Annotated in this window: 16 protein-coding genes and 1 pseudogene; 10 read left to right on the top strand and 7 right to left on the bottom strand. The window is 73.2% G+C overall.

The window, feature by feature from the left end; translation table 11 throughout:
- Positions 1-2: 2 nt before the first annotated feature.
- Together ACLQ2U_RS14000 and ACLQ2U_RS13995 are read right to left on the bottom strand one after the other, a co-directional pair.
- Positions 3-203 (bottom strand): DUF397 domain-containing protein, encoded by a 201-nt coding sequence (locus ACLQ2U_RS14000; RefSeq protein WP_425751043.1) that lies wholly within the window; start codon positions 201-203, stop codon positions 3-5.
- A 38-nt stretch (positions 204-241) separates the two neighbouring features.
- Complete coding sequence (locus tag ACLQ2U_RS13995) at positions 242-1,084, bottom strand: helix-turn-helix domain-containing protein (protein WP_425751042.1); 843 nt, start codon at positions 1,082-1,084, stop codon at positions 242-244.
- Between the two features lie 144 nt (positions 1,085-1,228).
- Here ACLQ2U_RS13995 and ACLQ2U_RS13990 point away from each other — a divergent pair, with 144 nt between their 5' ends.
- The 4 genes and pseudogenes from ACLQ2U_RS13990 to ACLQ2U_RS13975 form a co-directional block, all read left to right on the top strand.
- Complete coding sequence (locus ACLQ2U_RS13990) at positions 1,229-1,855, top strand: GOLPH3/VPS74 family protein (protein ID WP_425751120.1); 627 nt, start codon at positions 1,229-1,231, stop codon at positions 1,853-1,855.
- A gap of 45 nt (positions 1,856-1,900) precedes the next feature.
- Positions 1,901-3,403, top strand: a complete 1,503-nt coding sequence (locus ACLQ2U_RS13985) for an APC family permease (protein ID WP_425751041.1) — start codon at positions 1,901-1,903, stop codon at positions 3,401-3,403.
- Complete coding sequence (locus ACLQ2U_RS13980; RefSeq protein ID WP_425751040.1) at positions 3,400-3,993, top strand: GNAT family N-acetyltransferase; 594 nt, start codon at positions 3,400-3,402, stop codon at positions 3,991-3,993. The genes ACLQ2U_RS13985 and ACLQ2U_RS13980 overlap by 4 nt, the downstream gene beginning before the upstream one ends.
- A gap of 99 nt (positions 3,994-4,092) precedes the next feature.
- Positions 4,093-4,317: pseudogene (locus tag ACLQ2U_RS13975) on the top strand (SAM-dependent methyltransferase); the annotation flags it as partial.
- Positions 4,318-4,420: 103 nt separating this feature from the next.
- On the opposite strand, the gene ACLQ2U_RS13970 reads toward ACLQ2U_RS13975, so the two are convergent.
- Complete coding sequence (locus ACLQ2U_RS13970; protein WP_425751039.1) at positions 4,421-5,245, bottom strand: SigB/SigF/SigG family RNA polymerase sigma factor; 825 nt, start codon at positions 5,243-5,245, stop codon at positions 4,421-4,423.
- 382 nt (positions 5,246-5,627) lie between these two features.
- On the opposite strand from ACLQ2U_RS13970, the gene ACLQ2U_RS13965 reads away from it, so the two are divergent.
- On the top strand, positions 5,628-6,389 hold the full coding sequence (locus ACLQ2U_RS13965) for a hypothetical protein (RefSeq protein WP_425751038.1): 762 nt from the start codon (positions 5,628-5,630) through the stop codon (positions 6,387-6,389).
- Here ACLQ2U_RS13965 and ACLQ2U_RS13960 read toward each other — a convergent pair.
- Positions 6,338-7,927 (bottom strand): phospholipase D family protein, encoded by a 1,590-nt coding sequence (locus ACLQ2U_RS13960; RefSeq protein WP_425751119.1) that lies wholly within the window; start codon positions 7,925-7,927, stop codon positions 6,338-6,340. The genes ACLQ2U_RS13965 and ACLQ2U_RS13960 overlap by 52 nt on opposite strands.
- Before the next feature lie 135 nt (positions 7,928-8,062).
- Between ACLQ2U_RS13960 and ACLQ2U_RS13955 the strand changes: the two genes are divergently transcribed.
- Positions 8,063-8,191 (top strand): hypothetical protein, encoded by a 129-nt coding sequence (locus ACLQ2U_RS13955; protein WP_425751037.1) that lies wholly within the window; start codon positions 8,063-8,065, stop codon positions 8,189-8,191.
- Positions 8,192-8,262: 71 nt separating this feature from the next.
- On the opposite strand, the gene ACLQ2U_RS13950 is transcribed toward ACLQ2U_RS13955, so the two are convergent.
- Positions 8,263-9,249, bottom strand: a complete 987-nt coding sequence (locus ACLQ2U_RS13950) for a pirin family protein (RefSeq protein ID WP_425751036.1) — start codon at positions 9,247-9,249, stop codon at positions 8,263-8,265.
- Positions 9,250-9,259: 10 nt separating this feature from the next.
- Positions 9,260-9,742 (bottom strand): MarR family winged helix-turn-helix transcriptional regulator, encoded by a 483-nt coding sequence (locus tag ACLQ2U_RS13945; RefSeq protein ID WP_425751035.1) that lies wholly within the window; start codon positions 9,740-9,742, stop codon positions 9,260-9,262.
- A 155-nt stretch (positions 9,743-9,897) separates the two neighbouring features.
- Between ACLQ2U_RS13945 and ACLQ2U_RS13940 the strand changes: the two genes are divergently transcribed.
- The 3 genes from ACLQ2U_RS13940 to ACLQ2U_RS13930 all read left to right on the top strand — a co-directional run bounded on the left by ACLQ2U_RS13940 (position 9,898) and on the right by ACLQ2U_RS13930 (position 12,542).
- Complete coding sequence (locus ACLQ2U_RS13940) at positions 9,898-10,428, top strand: GNAT family N-acetyltransferase (protein WP_425751034.1); 531 nt, start codon at positions 9,898-9,900, stop codon at positions 10,426-10,428.
- 200 nt (positions 10,429-10,628) lie between these two features.
- Positions 10,629-11,930 (top strand): RNA-guided endonuclease InsQ/TnpB family protein, encoded by a 1,302-nt coding sequence (locus ACLQ2U_RS13935; RefSeq protein WP_425751033.1) that lies wholly within the window; start codon positions 10,629-10,631, stop codon positions 11,928-11,930.
- Positions 11,931-11,954: 24 nt separating this feature from the next.
- The gene (locus tag ACLQ2U_RS13930) at positions 11,955-12,542 is read left to right on the top strand and encodes a DUF1684 domain-containing protein (protein ID WP_425751032.1); all 588 of its coding nucleotides are present in this window, start codon (positions 11,955-11,957) and stop codon (positions 12,540-12,542) included.
- 52 nt (positions 12,543-12,594) lie between these two features.
- Here ACLQ2U_RS13930 and ACLQ2U_RS13925 read toward each other — a convergent pair whose 3' ends face one another.
- On the bottom strand, positions 12,595-13,182 hold the full coding sequence (locus ACLQ2U_RS13925; RefSeq protein WP_425751031.1) for a general stress protein: 588 nt from the start codon (positions 13,180-13,182) through the stop codon (positions 12,595-12,597).
- Positions 13,183-13,346: 164 nt separating this feature from the next.
- Here ACLQ2U_RS13925 and ACLQ2U_RS13920 point away from each other — a divergent pair, with 164 nt between their 5' ends.
- Positions 13,347-13,847 carry a metallophosphoesterase family protein gene (locus tag ACLQ2U_RS13920; RefSeq protein WP_425751030.1) on the top strand — a complete coding sequence of 167 codons (501 nt, stop codon included), beginning with the start codon at positions 13,347-13,349 and terminating at the stop codon, positions 13,845-13,847.
- The last annotated feature ends 78 nt before the right edge of the window (positions 13,848-13,925 follow it).

The raw sequence follows: 13,925 nt of genomic DNA, 5'->3' as shown, positions 1-13,925 counted from the left end.
GGTCAGCCGGGGCGTACCGTGTCGACGCCGGTGACGAAGGACGCCCAGGCGGAGGGGGAGAAGACCAGCACCGGCCCGGGCCGGTCCTTGCTGTCCCGGACGGCGACCACGGCGCAGGCGGTGGCCACCTCGACGCAGTTACCGTTGCCGATGCTGCGGGTGCTGGTGCGCCAGTCCGCCCCGGACAGGTCGAGCGCGGTCATCCGGTACCTCACGTCTCCTGTGGCGTGCCGCGATCCGGTCACGCAAAGTGACGAGCAGTCTCCTCCAGGCGGGCCACGGAGTCCGCCGGATCCAGTGCCATCCGACACAGCTCCTCGTGCACCAGGCTATACCCGCGCACGTGCCCGGCCTCCTCCAGAGCCAGCCCCATCGTGAGATTGTCGAGGTAGACCACCGAGGCGTCGGCCGCGTCGGGGAAGTTCAGGATGACGTAGGGGGCACTCATCGCGGGGTGCCCGCCGGCCCCGAACGGAAGTACCTGGATAGTGACGTTCGGTGATCGAGCGGCGGTCGTCATGTGGTGCAGCTGGTCGGCCATCACCGCCGGGCCGCCGACCGGGCGGCGCAGCACCGCCTCGTTCAGCACCACCGACAACTCCACCGGCGACTCGCGGCGCAGCACCTCCTGGCGGCGCAGCCGGGCGGCGACCTTGCGCTCCAGCCCCTCCTCGCCGGCGGTGCGCCGGAAGACCTCCCGCGCGTACGCCTCGGTCTGCAGCAGTCCGGGCACCGCCTCCGCCTCGTACGTGCGCAGCGTCGTCGCCTCCGCCTCCAGTCCGACGTAGAACTCGAACCATTCCGGCAGCACGTCGCTGTAGCTCTGCCACCAGCCCCGCTGCCGCGCGTCCCGGGCGATCTCGATGAGCACCTCGGCGTCGGGGCCGGTGACCTCGTAGAGAGCGAGCGCCGCGCGGACGTCGCGGGGCCGGACGCCGATCTGGGCGTTCTCGATCCGGGACAGGTTGCTCTTGGACATGTCGAGCTGGCGGGCCGCGACATCGAGGGTCATCCCTGCATCTTCGCGCAGCTGGCGGAGTTCCCGGGCGATGCGGCGGCGCCGGACGGTGGGGCTGGTGGTCACCCTCCGAGTCTGTCACGGCAAGATCCGCAGGTCGCGTGAGCACGGAGTGCAACTGTCAAATCTGGGAGTTGCATTGCAAGGGCGGCGCGGGCATCCTGTCACCCGGCGTCGATCACCTGTGGACAATTCGCGTTGGAGGCTCGTTTGCTGATCGCCGACGAGTTCTTCCTCATCGCCCACAACGACAGCCGGGGCAAGGCGAAACTGCACCCGAGCGCCACCGGGCTGGGCCTCGCGGGCGCCCTGCTCGGCGAACTCGTCCTGTTCGGACAGATCACCGTCGCCAACGGACTCGTCACCGTGATCGACCGCCGCCCGCCGGCCGACGCGCTCGCGCACACCGTGCTGGACCAGTTGGTCGGCGAGTCCCAGCACCAGGCGGTCCGCACCTGGCTCAGCTTCCTGGCCCAGAGCGCCACGGGATCGGTGGGGGAGCGGCTGGCCCGCGCCGGCGTGCTGCGCCGGCAGGAGAACCGGCGGCTGCTGCGAACCACCGTCAGCTACGTCCCCATCGATCTCAACGCCGTCGCCTGGCCGGCCACCCGGCTGCGCGCCCTGCTGGAACGGGCGGACCCACCGTCCGTGCCGGACGGCACCCTGCTCGGGCTGGTCGCCGCCGCGGGGCTGACCCGCGAGGTGCTCTGGAGCGCCGGCCCCCGCGCCCACCACCGCCTCGGCGCGCTGATCCAGTCGTTGCCCGCCCCGCTGAAGGAACTCGTCGCGCACACCGAGGCCGCCGTCGGCGCGGCGGTGCTGCGCGGCGCCCCCTGATCTCCACCACCACCCCCTATCCCTCCTCGAACCGGAGCAGCCCCCATGCCCCCGACAGCAACGCTGGAACGCCCCAGCAACGTCTCCGACGCCCTGGCCCGTGGCCGGCTCGGCATCCCCTCGGTCATCTTCTTCGTCCTCTCCGCGGCCGCGCCGCTCACCGTGGTGGCCGGTGTGGTCACCACCGGCTACGCGGTCACCGGCGTGACCGGCATCCCGCTGGCCTTCCTGGCGGTCGCGGCGGTGCTCGCGCTCTTCTCGGTCGGCTACGTCGCGATGGCCCGCCGGGTGGAGAACGCGGGCGCCTTCTACGCGTACATCGCCCGCGGGCTGGGCCGACCGGCCGGCGTGGGCGCCGCCTGGGTGGCGCTGATCGCGTACAACGCGCTCCAGATCGGCCTCTACGGCGCGGTCGGCGCCGCGGCCGAGCCCGTGCTGGCCCAGCTCTTCGGCATCACCGTGGCCTGGTGGGTGGTGGCCCTGGTCGCCTGGGCGCTGGTCGCCTTCCTCGGCGTGCTCCGGGTGGACATCAACGGCCTGGTGCTCGCCGTGCTGCTGGTCGCCGAGATCGCGGTGATCCTCGTCTTCGACCTGGCGCAGGTGACCCACCCCGCCGGCGGCTCCGTCAGCTTCTCCACCCTGTCGCCGGAGAACCTGTTCGTGCCGGGCGTCGGCGCCATCCTGGTGCTGGCCACCACCGGCTTCACCGGCTTCGAGTCCGCCGTGGTCTTCAGCGAGGAGAGCAAGGACCCGAAGCGGACCGTGCCGATGGCCACCTACCTGTCGGTGGCCATCATCGCCGGCCTCTACGCCTTCTCGGCCTGGAGCATGACGGTGGCGACCGGGCCGGACAAGATCGTCGACGCGTCCCGGGAGCAGAGCACGGGGCTCATCTTCAACCTGGCCGGCGAGCACCTCGGCGACACCGCGGTGAGCATCGGCCAGGCGCTCTTCCTCACCTCGCTGCTGGCCGCGATGATCTCCTTCCACAACACCACCGCCCGGTACGCCTTCGCCCTGGGCCGGGAGCGGGTGCTGCCGGCCGTGTTCGGGCGGACCTCGCCGCGCTCCGGCGCGCCGCGCGTCGCGTCGCTGGCGCAGAGCGTCCTCGGGCTGGCGGTGATCGTCCTCTACGCGGTCGTCGGCTGGGACCCGCTGGTGCAGCTCTTCTTCTGGGGCGGCACCGGTGGTGGCTTCGGCGTGCTGCTGCTGATCGCCGCCACGTCGGTCGCGGTGATCGCGTTCTTCGCCCGTACGGCTGTCGCGGAGACCCCGTGGCGGCGTCTCATCGCCCCCGGCATCGCCGCGGTCGCGCTGATCGTCATCATCGTGGTGGCGGTGGCCAACTTCGCCACCCTGCTCGGGGTGGCGCCGGATTCGCCGCTGCGGTGGATCATCCCGGCGGTCTACCCGGTCGCCGCGCTGCTCGGCGTCCTCTGGGGGCTGGCCCTGCGCGGCAGCCGATCCGACGTGTACGCCCGAATCGGGCGCGGCGCGGAGAGCGCGGCGGCGGCCGTCCTGCCCACCACGAGCGAGGCGCCGAGGTGACCGGCGTACCGGTCGAACGGCTCGGTGCGGGCGAGACGCGCGCGGTCGCCGAGCTGATCGCGACGGCGTTCGAGCCGCTGGCGGTGACCGCCTGGCTGGTGCCGGACGAGGCCAAGCGGGAGGCCGTGCTGGCCGGCAACTTCGAGATCCTGGTCGACCACGCCATGCGCCACGGCCTGGTCCACGGCACCGCCGACCGGTCCGGGGTGGCGGTCTGGTTCCCCCAGGTCGGCGAGCCGGCCCCGCCGCCGGCCGACTACGACGACCGGGTCGCCGCGGCCTGCGGTGAGTGGACCGGGCGGTTCCAGCACCTCGACGAGCTCTTCGAGGCCAACCACCCGCACGGCGCGCACCACCACCTGGTGTTCCTGGCGATCGCCCCGGGGCGCCAGGGGCGGGGCATCGGCACCGCGCTGCTGCGGCATCACCACGCGGTGCTGGACGCCGAGGGCGTGCCCGGGTATCTGGAGGCGAGCACCGAGCGCAGCCGCGACCTGTACGCCCGGCACGGCTACCGGGAGTCGGAGCCGTTCCGGCTGCCCGACGGTACCCCGTTCTTCCCGATGTGGCGGGAGCCCGCCGGACGCTGACGACAGCGCACCACAGGGGCCTCGACCGCGGGTCGGGGCCCCTGTCCCGTTCCTCACATTGACAGCCGCCACCGGCCGGGGTGACGGGGTCAGCTGTGCGCCGGGTTCGCCCGGGCCGGGTTCGCGGCGCAGGCGCTGGAGCGGGTGCCGCAGGTCAGCGCCGGCTCGCTGGCCGTCGCCGCGACCGGGCTGCGCCGGCACGCGCACACCCCGCTGATGCTGCTCGACGACGCCTACCGGCGCGGCCTCCGGCGGCTGCGGGTCGGGGCGGAGCGCTGCCCGGACGCGCCGGTGGTGGATGTGCTGGACCTGCTGGTGCTGCGCCGGGACCGGGACACGCGGAAAGGCCCGGCCGGCGCAGCGCCGACCGGGCCCCGAGGAACGTGACGGTGACCGGGCCCGCCGGCCCGGCCGCCGTCAGCATCCCCTAGTACGTTCCGTCGAGCTGACCCCGCAGCTTGGTCAGCGCCCGGGCCAGCAGCCGCGAGACGTGCATCTGCGAGACGCCGATCTGCTCGGCGATCTGCGACTGGGTCAGGTTGCCGTAGAAGCGCAGCGTGAGGATCTTCTGCTCGCGCTCGTCGAGGGTGGCGAGCGCCGGGCCGAGGGCGACCCGCAGCTCGGCGAGCTCGAACTCGTTGTCCTCGCTGCCGAGCATGTCGCCCAGCTCCGTCGCCCGGTCGCCGTCGCCGGTGGGGGTGGACAGCGACACCGCGTTGTAGGCGCGGGCGCCTTCCAGGCCCTCCAGGATCTCTTCCTCGGTGAGCTTGAGGTGGGCGGCGATGTCGGCGACCGTCGGCGAGCGGCCGAGGGTCTGCAGCAGCGAGCTGTTGGCGTCGGAGATGGCCAGCCGCAGCTCCTGCAGGCGGCGGGGCACCCGGATGTCCCAGGTGCGGTCCCGGAAGTGCCGCTTGAGCTCGCCGATGATGGTCGGGATGGCGTAACCGGCGAAGTCGACACCGCGGGACGGGTCGAACTTGTCGATCGCCTTGATCAGGCCGACGGCGGCGGTCTGGGCCAGGTCGTCGGTGGGCTCTCCGCGGCCGCTGTAGCGGTGGGCCAGGTGCTTGGCCAGCGGCAGCCAGGCCTCGATGGCCCGGTCCCGCATGGCGGCGCGGGACGGGTGGTTGGCGGGCAGCGCGGCCATCGCGTTGAGCAGATCGGCGGCGCTGTCGGTGAGCGCGCGCGGGTCCAGCTTCTCGGTGGTGGACGGCGTTGTGGTCGCCTGCTCGCTCATCGTTGACGCGGTCATTGGTGGTCCTCCCTGCACCTCGTCCGCGGACAAAAAGACGTGACGCTTTGGTTTAGCTTCAGATGGGCCGTTCGGGACTCACCTTAGCCCGATCGGGGAACAGAAATCTAGCCGAAAGGCTGATGTACTTAAGTAATTTTCATTCATGAAAGGCCCAAAAACGGGCATAACTCAGCCGGTTTCTGATCACGGTTACCGGGCCGACCGGTTGATGTGTGGGGCGCCGTCCATCCCATACCGCCCGGCCGCCCGGACCGGAACGGTGATCGAGCGGTCAACGTGAAATGCGACAGTCGGGCAGCAGTCTCGGCTTTCCGTCAGTGTCCCGCCGACGGGACCGCCCGTAGCGTCGCTGGTGTACATCCCCTGGTACGGAGGCACCGTGCTCGATCCCGCGGATCCGCAACTCGTCGTCGACAGCCGCACACTGCACTTCAGTTGGCTGCCGGCGGATCCGGACGCGGTCGCCACCCTGGTTCCCGGCGGTCTGCGGCCCCGCCCGGACCGGCAGGTCTTCATGAACCAGTACGTGGTCGAGGACGCCGCGCAGACCTCCGGCTTCGGCGCCTACTCGCTGACCTACCTGGGGGTGGCCCTGACCGGGGCGGACGCCCCGGACGGGGTGACGCCGGGCGGCTGGTGGACCCACTACGTGGCCTCCAGCCCCCGGGTGCGGGCCTACGCCGAGGCCCGGGGCGCCCCCGCCGTGGCGGGCCGGACCAGCATCGACATCCACCGCGACGTGCTGGTCGCCGAGACCGCGGTGGGCGGGGTGCCGCTGATCCGCGCCCGGGCCCGGGTCGGGGAGACCAGTCACCAGGTGCGTACCGGGCACAACCGGTACTTCACCCGACGCGACGGTCAGCTCTACAGCGCCGTCTACCCGTTCGTCTCCGAGCCGGTCGCGCCGTTCGAGATCGAGTCGGTGGAGTTCCTCCAGCCCGCTCACCCGACCTACGCGCTGCGCCCGGAGAACCCGCTGCTGATCAACTGGGGCTTCTACTCACCGCGCACCTCGTTCGCCTACCCCGGCGGGCTGAGCCGGTACCCGGCCGGGGGGGCGATCCCCCGACCCGGGCCCGAGCGGACGGGTCACCAGGTGCCGGCGCGCCGGGCCCGCAGCGGCCGGCCGTCCGGGTCGTAGACCAGCCGGTACGCCGGCAGCGCCCAGAGCCGGGTGTGCCAGGCCAGCCGCTCCGGGCGGTGCGGGCGCAGCCGGCCCGGCGGCCGCGGGCCCTGCCGGCCCGAGTCGTACCACCGCTGGAGGGCGTCGGCGGTCGAGGTGATCGCCCGCACCGCGGCGTCCGGGTCGAGCAGGTCGCCGTCCTCCCCGCCCTCCGGGTCCCGGTCCAGGTGCTCCCGCCACAGCCGCAGCCGCAGGTCCCGGGCGAAGACCCGGGCGCCGTCGCCGTGGCCGGCCGCATCGGTGGGCGCCCGCTGGTCGCGCGTCTCGTCGACCACCGCACAGGAGAGCTCGCTGTCGTGCGTCCAGGACCGGCGGTTGAAGTTGTCACTGCCCACGCTCGCCCAGACGTCGTCGACCACGCAGACCTTCGCGTGCACGTAGACCGGCTCGCCCTCCCGGTTCTCCACGTCGAAGACGTGCACCCGGTCCGGGGCAGCCTTCTGGCACAGCGAGAGCGCCTGCTCCCGGCCCACCATGTTCGGCGGCAGGGCCAGCGCGCCGTCGACGTCCGGGTGGCGGGGGACCACCGCCACCAGGTGCAGGTCGGGCTGTGCCCGCAGCGCCCCGGCGAAGAGCTCGGCCACCTCGGTGGACCAGAGGTACTGGTCCTCCAGGTAGATCAGCCGGCGGGCCCGGCGTACCGCCTTGGTGTAGCCGCGGGCCACGGTGCGCTCGCCGTCCGGGGCGAAGGAGTACCGCGGGCGTACCGCGGGGTAGGTGCGCAGCACCTGGATGTGGTGCGGGCCGCACGGCGGCGGGTCGGCCGGCTGGTCGGGCAGCGGGTCGGGGCTGAGGTCGGAGCCGCGCAGCCGGTCCCGCAGGTAGGCCAGCGGGTTCTCCGAGTCCAGCGGCATCGGGTCGGTCCACCGTTCCCGGAACGTGGTGTCCAGCGCGCCGACCACCGGCCCGCGCAGCGCCAGCTGCACGTCGTGCCAGGGCGGGTGCGGGCCGTACTTCGGGGACATCGCCACGGCCTGCGGGTCGCCCCGGTGGTCGGCGTCGTCGCGCCGGCTGTGGCACAGGTCGATCCCGCCGGCGAAGGCGACGTCGCGCTCCGGCGCGCCCGGGTGGCGCAGCACCACCAGCTTCTGGTGGTGCGAGCCGCCCCGGCGGACCCGCTGGTCGAGCAGGACCTCGCCGCCGGCGGCGCAGACCGCCTCGCTGAGGCTGCGGTTCTCCGTCTCGCTGTAGGACAGGGCGTCGAGGTGGGAGCGCCAGATCAGCCCCTTGACGACCACGCCCCGCTGGGCGGCACGCGCGAAGAGCTGGACCACGGTCGGGCCGTCCGGGCGCATCCGCTCGTCCGGGTCGCCCCGCCAGTCGGTGAAGAAGAGGTGATCACCGGCGCGCAACGCCTCCACCTCGGTGACCAGGCGGTCGAAGTACGCGGCACCGTGAATTAACGGCTCGGCGGTGTTTCCGCTCGCCCAGACGGGTAATGCCGATAGCGGGTTGGCGCGTTCCTCAGCGGTCAGGAACCAGTCCTGTTTCGCCACGTTCCAGCCTCCCGAGGTCGACAACGTCCTCACGGTAGGTCCCCCGCCGCGGGTACGCACGCCGGCTGCCGCCGGCGACGCCCCCTGGTGAGGGCCACCGCCACAGCAAGACGCGAACGCCGAGGAGGCCACAGCATGCCCGCCGAGACCACGAACTCCGTGTCCGAGTACCGCCCGCAGGCGGTCGAGAGCGAACGGGGCGTGATCCTGGCGGTGTTGCTCATGGTGATCCTCGGCGTGGCCGGCATCTTCGCCGTCTCCTAGGCCGGACCGGTCGCCGTCCGGCGCCGGACCGGGCGCCCCGGAGGACCGGGGCGCCCGCTGGTCGGCGCGGGTCAGGGGCGGTCGCCCTGGCCGCCGGTGTGCGGCAGCCGCTCGGCCGGCACCACGCCGAGCTTGCCGGCCTGGAAGTCCTCGAAGGCCTGGATCAGTTCGGCGCGGGTGTTCATCACGAACGGCCCGTAGTGCGCCACCGGCTCCCGGATCGGCTGGCCGCCCATGATGTAGAGGTCCATCGCCGGGGTGTTGCCGTCCTGCCGGGCGTCGGCGGTGACCCGCAGCGCGTCGCCGGGGCCGTGCACGGCCAGCTGCCCGGTGCGGAACGGTCGCTGGTCGGTGCCGACCGTGCCCCGGCCGCCCAGCACGTAGACCAGCGCGTTGAAGTCCGGCCGCCAGGGCAGGCTCAGCTCGGCGCCGGGCTGGAGCGTGACGTGGGCGATGGTGATCGGGGTGTGGGTCGACCCCGGGCCGTGCTGCCCGGCGACCTCGCCGGCGATCACCCGGATCAGCGCGCCGCCGTCGGGCGTGGTGAGCAGGGCCGACTCCCGGCCGCGGATGTCCTGGTAGCGCGGGGGCTTCATCTTGGCCACCCGGGGCAGGTTGACCCAGAGCTGGAGGCCGTGGAAGAGGCCGCCGCTCATCACCAGGTGCTCCGGCGGCGCCTCGATGTGCAGCAGGCCGCTGCCGGCGGTCATCCACTGGGTGTCCCCGTCGGTGATGGTGCCGCCGCCGCCCTGCGAGTCCTGGTGGTCCATGATCCCGTCGATCATGTAGGTCACCGTCTCGAAGCCGCGGTGCGGGTGCCACGGGGTGCCCTTCGGCTCGCCCGGGGCGTAGTCGACCTCGCCCATCTGGTCCAGGTGGATGAACGGGTCCAGCTCGGTCGTCGGCACCCCGGCGAACGCCCGGCGGACCGGGAAGCCCTCGCCCTCGTAGCCGCTCGGCGCGGTGATCATGCGGCGGACCGGGCGGTAGGTGGTGGTCTCGTCGAGCCGGGGGAGGCGGGGCAGGACGAGGACGTCGTCGACGGTGATGGCGGGCATCTCGGGCTCCTTAGCTGTCGCTGTGGGTGGACGACGCGTCGCGGTCGGCGCGCAGCCGCCGGCCGAGCCGCTCGAAGACCCGGGTGAGGCAGGCGACCTCGGCGTCGTCGAGGTCGTCCATGAGGTTCCGGCGGACCGAGGCCAGGTGGTGCGGTGCGGCCTCGCGCAGGGCCAGCAGCCCCGCGGCGGTGAGCACCGCCTCGCTGCCCCGGCGGTCCTGCGGGCAGGACTGCCGGGCGACCAGGCCACGTCGCTGCATGGACGAGATCTGGTACGTCAGCCGGCTGGGGGAGAAGACCAGCCGGCCGGCCAGTTCGCCCATCCGGAGTCGTTGTCCCGGCGCCTCGGAGAGCAGGACCAGGACGTGGTAGTCGGCGAAGCTCAGCTCGCTCTCCGCGCGCAGGTCGTCCTCCAACCGGGTGAACAGCCGCTGGCTCGACTCGATGTACGCGCGCCAGGCGGCCATCCGCTCGCGGTCCAGGCTCTCCGTCATGGCTGCCACAATAACACTCTTTCAAATTTCAACAAGCCTGTCTTCGCCCGGCCGGCGCGCACCGGCCGGGGGCTGGCGAGGCGGAGATTGCAATTTGAAGAAACTGCTCGCAAAGGAGGCGCGCAGTGGTGCCTCGGCGTGCCAGACTCCGGGCCGTGGACCACTTCGAGCTGACCGCCCCCGGCCTCCTGCTCCGACCCTGGCGGGACCAGGACGCCCCGGCCGTGCTGGCCGCGTTGCGCGAGCCGGCCATCGCCCAGTGGAACCCGTCGCCCGGCGGCACCGACATCCCCGGGGCGCGCGAGTGGATCCGCCGGCGCGCCGACTGGTCCGCCGGCGACCACGTCTCGCTGGCCGTGACCGGGCCGGACGGGGGCCCTCTGCTCGGCTCGGTGTCGCTGCACCGCATCCACGCCGGGGACGCCTCGATCGGGTACTGGACGGTCGCCGGGGCGCGCGGCCGGGGCGTCGCCTCCGCGGCCGTCACCGCCCTGACCACCTGGGCGTTCGCCCGGCTCCGGCTGCATCGGATCGAGCTGTGCCACGCGGTGTCCAACCCGGCCTCCTGCCGGGTCGCCGTCCGGGCCGGCTACCCGCCCGAGGGCACGCTGCGCGAGTCCTACCTCTACGGAGACGGCCGCCGGCACGACGAGCACCTGCACGCCCGGCTCACCACCGACACCTGAACAGCCGGCTGAGACGGTGTCCACCAGCGTTCGCCGAGTTGGCCGTGAGGAATTGTCGTACGGGTGGTGTTGGCTTCGGTTCGTGCCTCGTCGTCGGGATCCGTCCGCGCCGCCAGTCGTGCACCGCACCGCGCGTGTCGGTTTGCGGGTGACGTCGGGGCAGCGGCGGCGGTGTTTCGGGCTGCTCCGGGCGGCCGGTGATGTGTGGGCGTGTGTGCTGGAGGTCAACGCCTGGCGGCGCCGCCGTGGGGACGCGCCGTTGGTCGGTTTATCAGCAGTTGTGCCGGGAGTTGGCGGCGTCGGGGCCGGGCACGTTCGGCGAACTGGACTCCACGGGCGCGCGGTCGGTGTTGCGTCGGTTTTCGGAGGCGTGGTTCGCGGCGGCGAAGCGCCGCAAAGCAGGTGACCTGTCGGCGCGGTTCCCGCGGCGGCGGCGTGGGTTGGTGCCGGTGCGCTGGTATCACGGCACGTTCACCATCGACGGGCGCAGGGTGCGGGTCCCCACCGCCAAAGGCACCGCGCCGCTGTGGGTCCGACTGGGGCGAGACCTGCCCTATCCGGTGGAACAGGTCCGGTCGATCACCCTGCTGTGTGAGGGCGGCCGGCTGTTCCTCGACGTGAGCGCCGAAGTCCCGGTCACGGCCTACCCGCCCGGTGAGGGACCGGATCCGGGTCGGGTGGCCGGGGTGGATCTGGGGATCATCCACCCGTACGCGGTGGCCGGCCCGGACGGGGAGGGGTTGCTGGTGTCGGGGCGGGCGATCCGCGCCGAGCACCGCATGCACCTGGCCGACACGAAAGCCCGCCGCCGTGCCGTCGCCCGCCGGGCGCCGAAGCCGGGTGAGCGGGGGTCGCGGCGGTGGCGGCAGTACCGGCGTCGGGCCCGGCGGGTGGAGGGTCGGCACCGGCGTAGGGTCCGCCAGGCCCAGCACGAAGCCGCCCGCACCGTCGTCTCCTGGACGGTGCGGCACCGCGTCGGTGTCCTGCACGTGGGCGACCCCCGTGGGGTGCTCGACCTGCCGGCGGGGCGGCGACACAATCTGCGGCTGCGGCAGTGGCAGATCGGCCGCCTGATCCAGGTCCTGACTGACAAGGCCACGCTGGCCGGTATCACCGTCCGGCTGGTCGACGAGCGGGGCACCTCCTCCACCTGCCCCGCCTGCCACCGGCGAGTGCCGAAACCCCGTGGGCGGACCCTGTCCTGCCCACACTGCACGTATTCCGGGCACCGCGACGTTGTCGCGGCGGCCAGCATCGCCACCCGCACGCCGGGCGGCGGATCCACCACCGGGACAGCCATCGTGCTGCCGCAGGTGGTCACGCACCGTCGAGCCGGACGGCACCTGCCAGGTGCCGGCCGGTCCCGACGTGACCCCCGCCGCCCACCACGGGCGGCGCGAGGGTCGGTTGGCCCGCGGAGGCCCGCCCCACCATCCGGTGGGGAGTCGCTCGCCCCCACGGCGAGGATCCACAACACCCACCGCAAACCCGGTGAACGTTAGTGAACACCGCACTAGGGTCGGAGAGTGGACGATCTCGAACTTGTCGACTGGCGGGAACAGGTGGCCCGGCTCTACCTGTCGGACCTCGACCTGACCGGGTTCCGCGCGGCCCGGGACGAGCTGTTCGCCGGGCACCCGCAGAGCCCGGTGCCGCCCGCCGACCGGGCCGCCTTCACCGGGCTGGGCTGGTTCCCGCCGAACCCGGACGCCGTGGTGGAGGCGCCGCTGCGCCCCGCCTCCGGCGAGGAGAGCATCGACACCGGCGGGCCCGACGGAGTGGTGCGCTACCGGCGGGTCGCGGTGGCGGAGACCCCCTGGGGGCCGCTCACCCTGTGGTGGATCGAGGCGTACGGGGGTGGGCTGTTCGTGCCGCTGCGCGACGGCACCTGCGGGGCGGACAGCTACGGCGGCGGCCGCTACCTGACCGACACGGTCAAGGGCACCTACGGCCGGGGCCTGACCGTGCTCCCCGGCGGGCGGGTCCGGCTCGACGCCAACTACCTGTACAACCCGAGCTGCGCGTACGACGACCGGTGGGCCTGCCCGCTCGCGCCGCCGGAGAACCGGGTCGACGTGCCCATCCGGGCCGGCGAGCTGGCGTACCGCCGCTGAGACGCGACCACGTCCCGGCGCGGGATGCGCCGGGACGTTGGAGTGAGGCGGGTCAGCGGGCCGTCGCGCCGGTCGGCGTCAGATGCATCCGGCCCAGCAGCTGCCGGGCCTGGTCAGCCAGGTTGGCGTCCACGGTGACCGCGTACTGGCCGGCGCGCAACGAACTCGCCGAGGTGAAGTCGCGTTGCCCGCCGGACATGGCGTGCGCGACCGCGCCGAAGACGGCGCCCCAGATCGCGCCGATCACCAGTCCGACCAGGATCACCGCCACCCAGTTGCCGACCGTGAAGATGCCGAACAACAGGCCGATGAAGAGGCCGAACCAGGCGCCGGTGCCCGCGCCGAGCAACGCCGCGCGTCCCGTGGAGAGCCGGCCGAGCACCGTCTCCACCAGGGTCAGGTTGGTACCCACGATCGCGGTGTGCTCCACCGGGAACCGGTTGTCCGCCAGATAGTCCACCACGCGCTGGGCGGAGGGATAGTCCGGGTACGACCCGATCGTCACGGTGGGCGCGCCGGCCTGCGGGCCGTGCCCGTCCCCGCTCGGCGTGGTCGGCCGTCCCGCCGGTCCGGACGGGAGGTTGTCGCCGCCCGGCATCCCGGGTCGCCAGGTGGCGGTCGGGCTCGAGGGTCTGGTCATGAGCATCCTCCTTCGTCAACGCCCCGTGTTCCCGGCGAGGTGGAGCGGTAACGCCGCCGCGGGCAGGAATGCCGGTCCGCCGGCCCGGGTAGCCACGTGGACAGCGGAGGTTGACGATCCGCGGGGCCATGCCCGTACGGACGCGGCGGGGCAGGATGACGGTCATGCGCCTGACCATCATCGCCGACACCCACGTGCCGAAGCGGGCCCGGGACCTGCCCGCCCCCGTCTGGGCGGCGATCGAGGCCGCCGACGTGGTGCTGCACGCCGGGGACTGGGTGGACGTGGCGCTGCTCGACGAGATCGAGGCCCGGTCCCGCCGGCTGGTCGGGGTGTATGGCAACAACGACGGCCCCGCCCTACGCGCCCGGCTGCCCGAGGTGGCCCGGGTCGAACTCGACGGGCTGCGGGTGGCGGTGGTGCACGAGACCGGACCGAAGAGCCGGCGGGAGGACCGCTGCGCCGCCCGCTTCCCCGACTGTGACCTGCTGGTCTTCGGGCACTCGCACATCCCGTGGGACACCGTCGCGCCGGGCGGGCCGCGGCTGCTCAACCCGGGATCGCCGACCGACCGGCGGTCCCAGCCGTACCCGACCTACCTGACCGCCCGGGTGGCGGCAGGACGGCTCGACGCGGTCGAGCTGCACCGCCTGCCCCCGCGCTGAGGCCCACCGGCCCCGGCCGGTCTCCTCCTGGAGCTCGTCGATCCGCCGGGACGCCTCGGCCTCGGGTCCCCGTCCTTC

The organism is Micromonospora sp. DT47, assembly GCF_049844475.1.
In the GTDB taxonomy this organism is placed as follows: Bacteria; Actinomycetota; Actinomycetes; order Mycobacteriales; family Micromonosporaceae; genus Micromonospora.
This window is presented reverse-complemented; position numbering and strand designations above follow the sequence as displayed.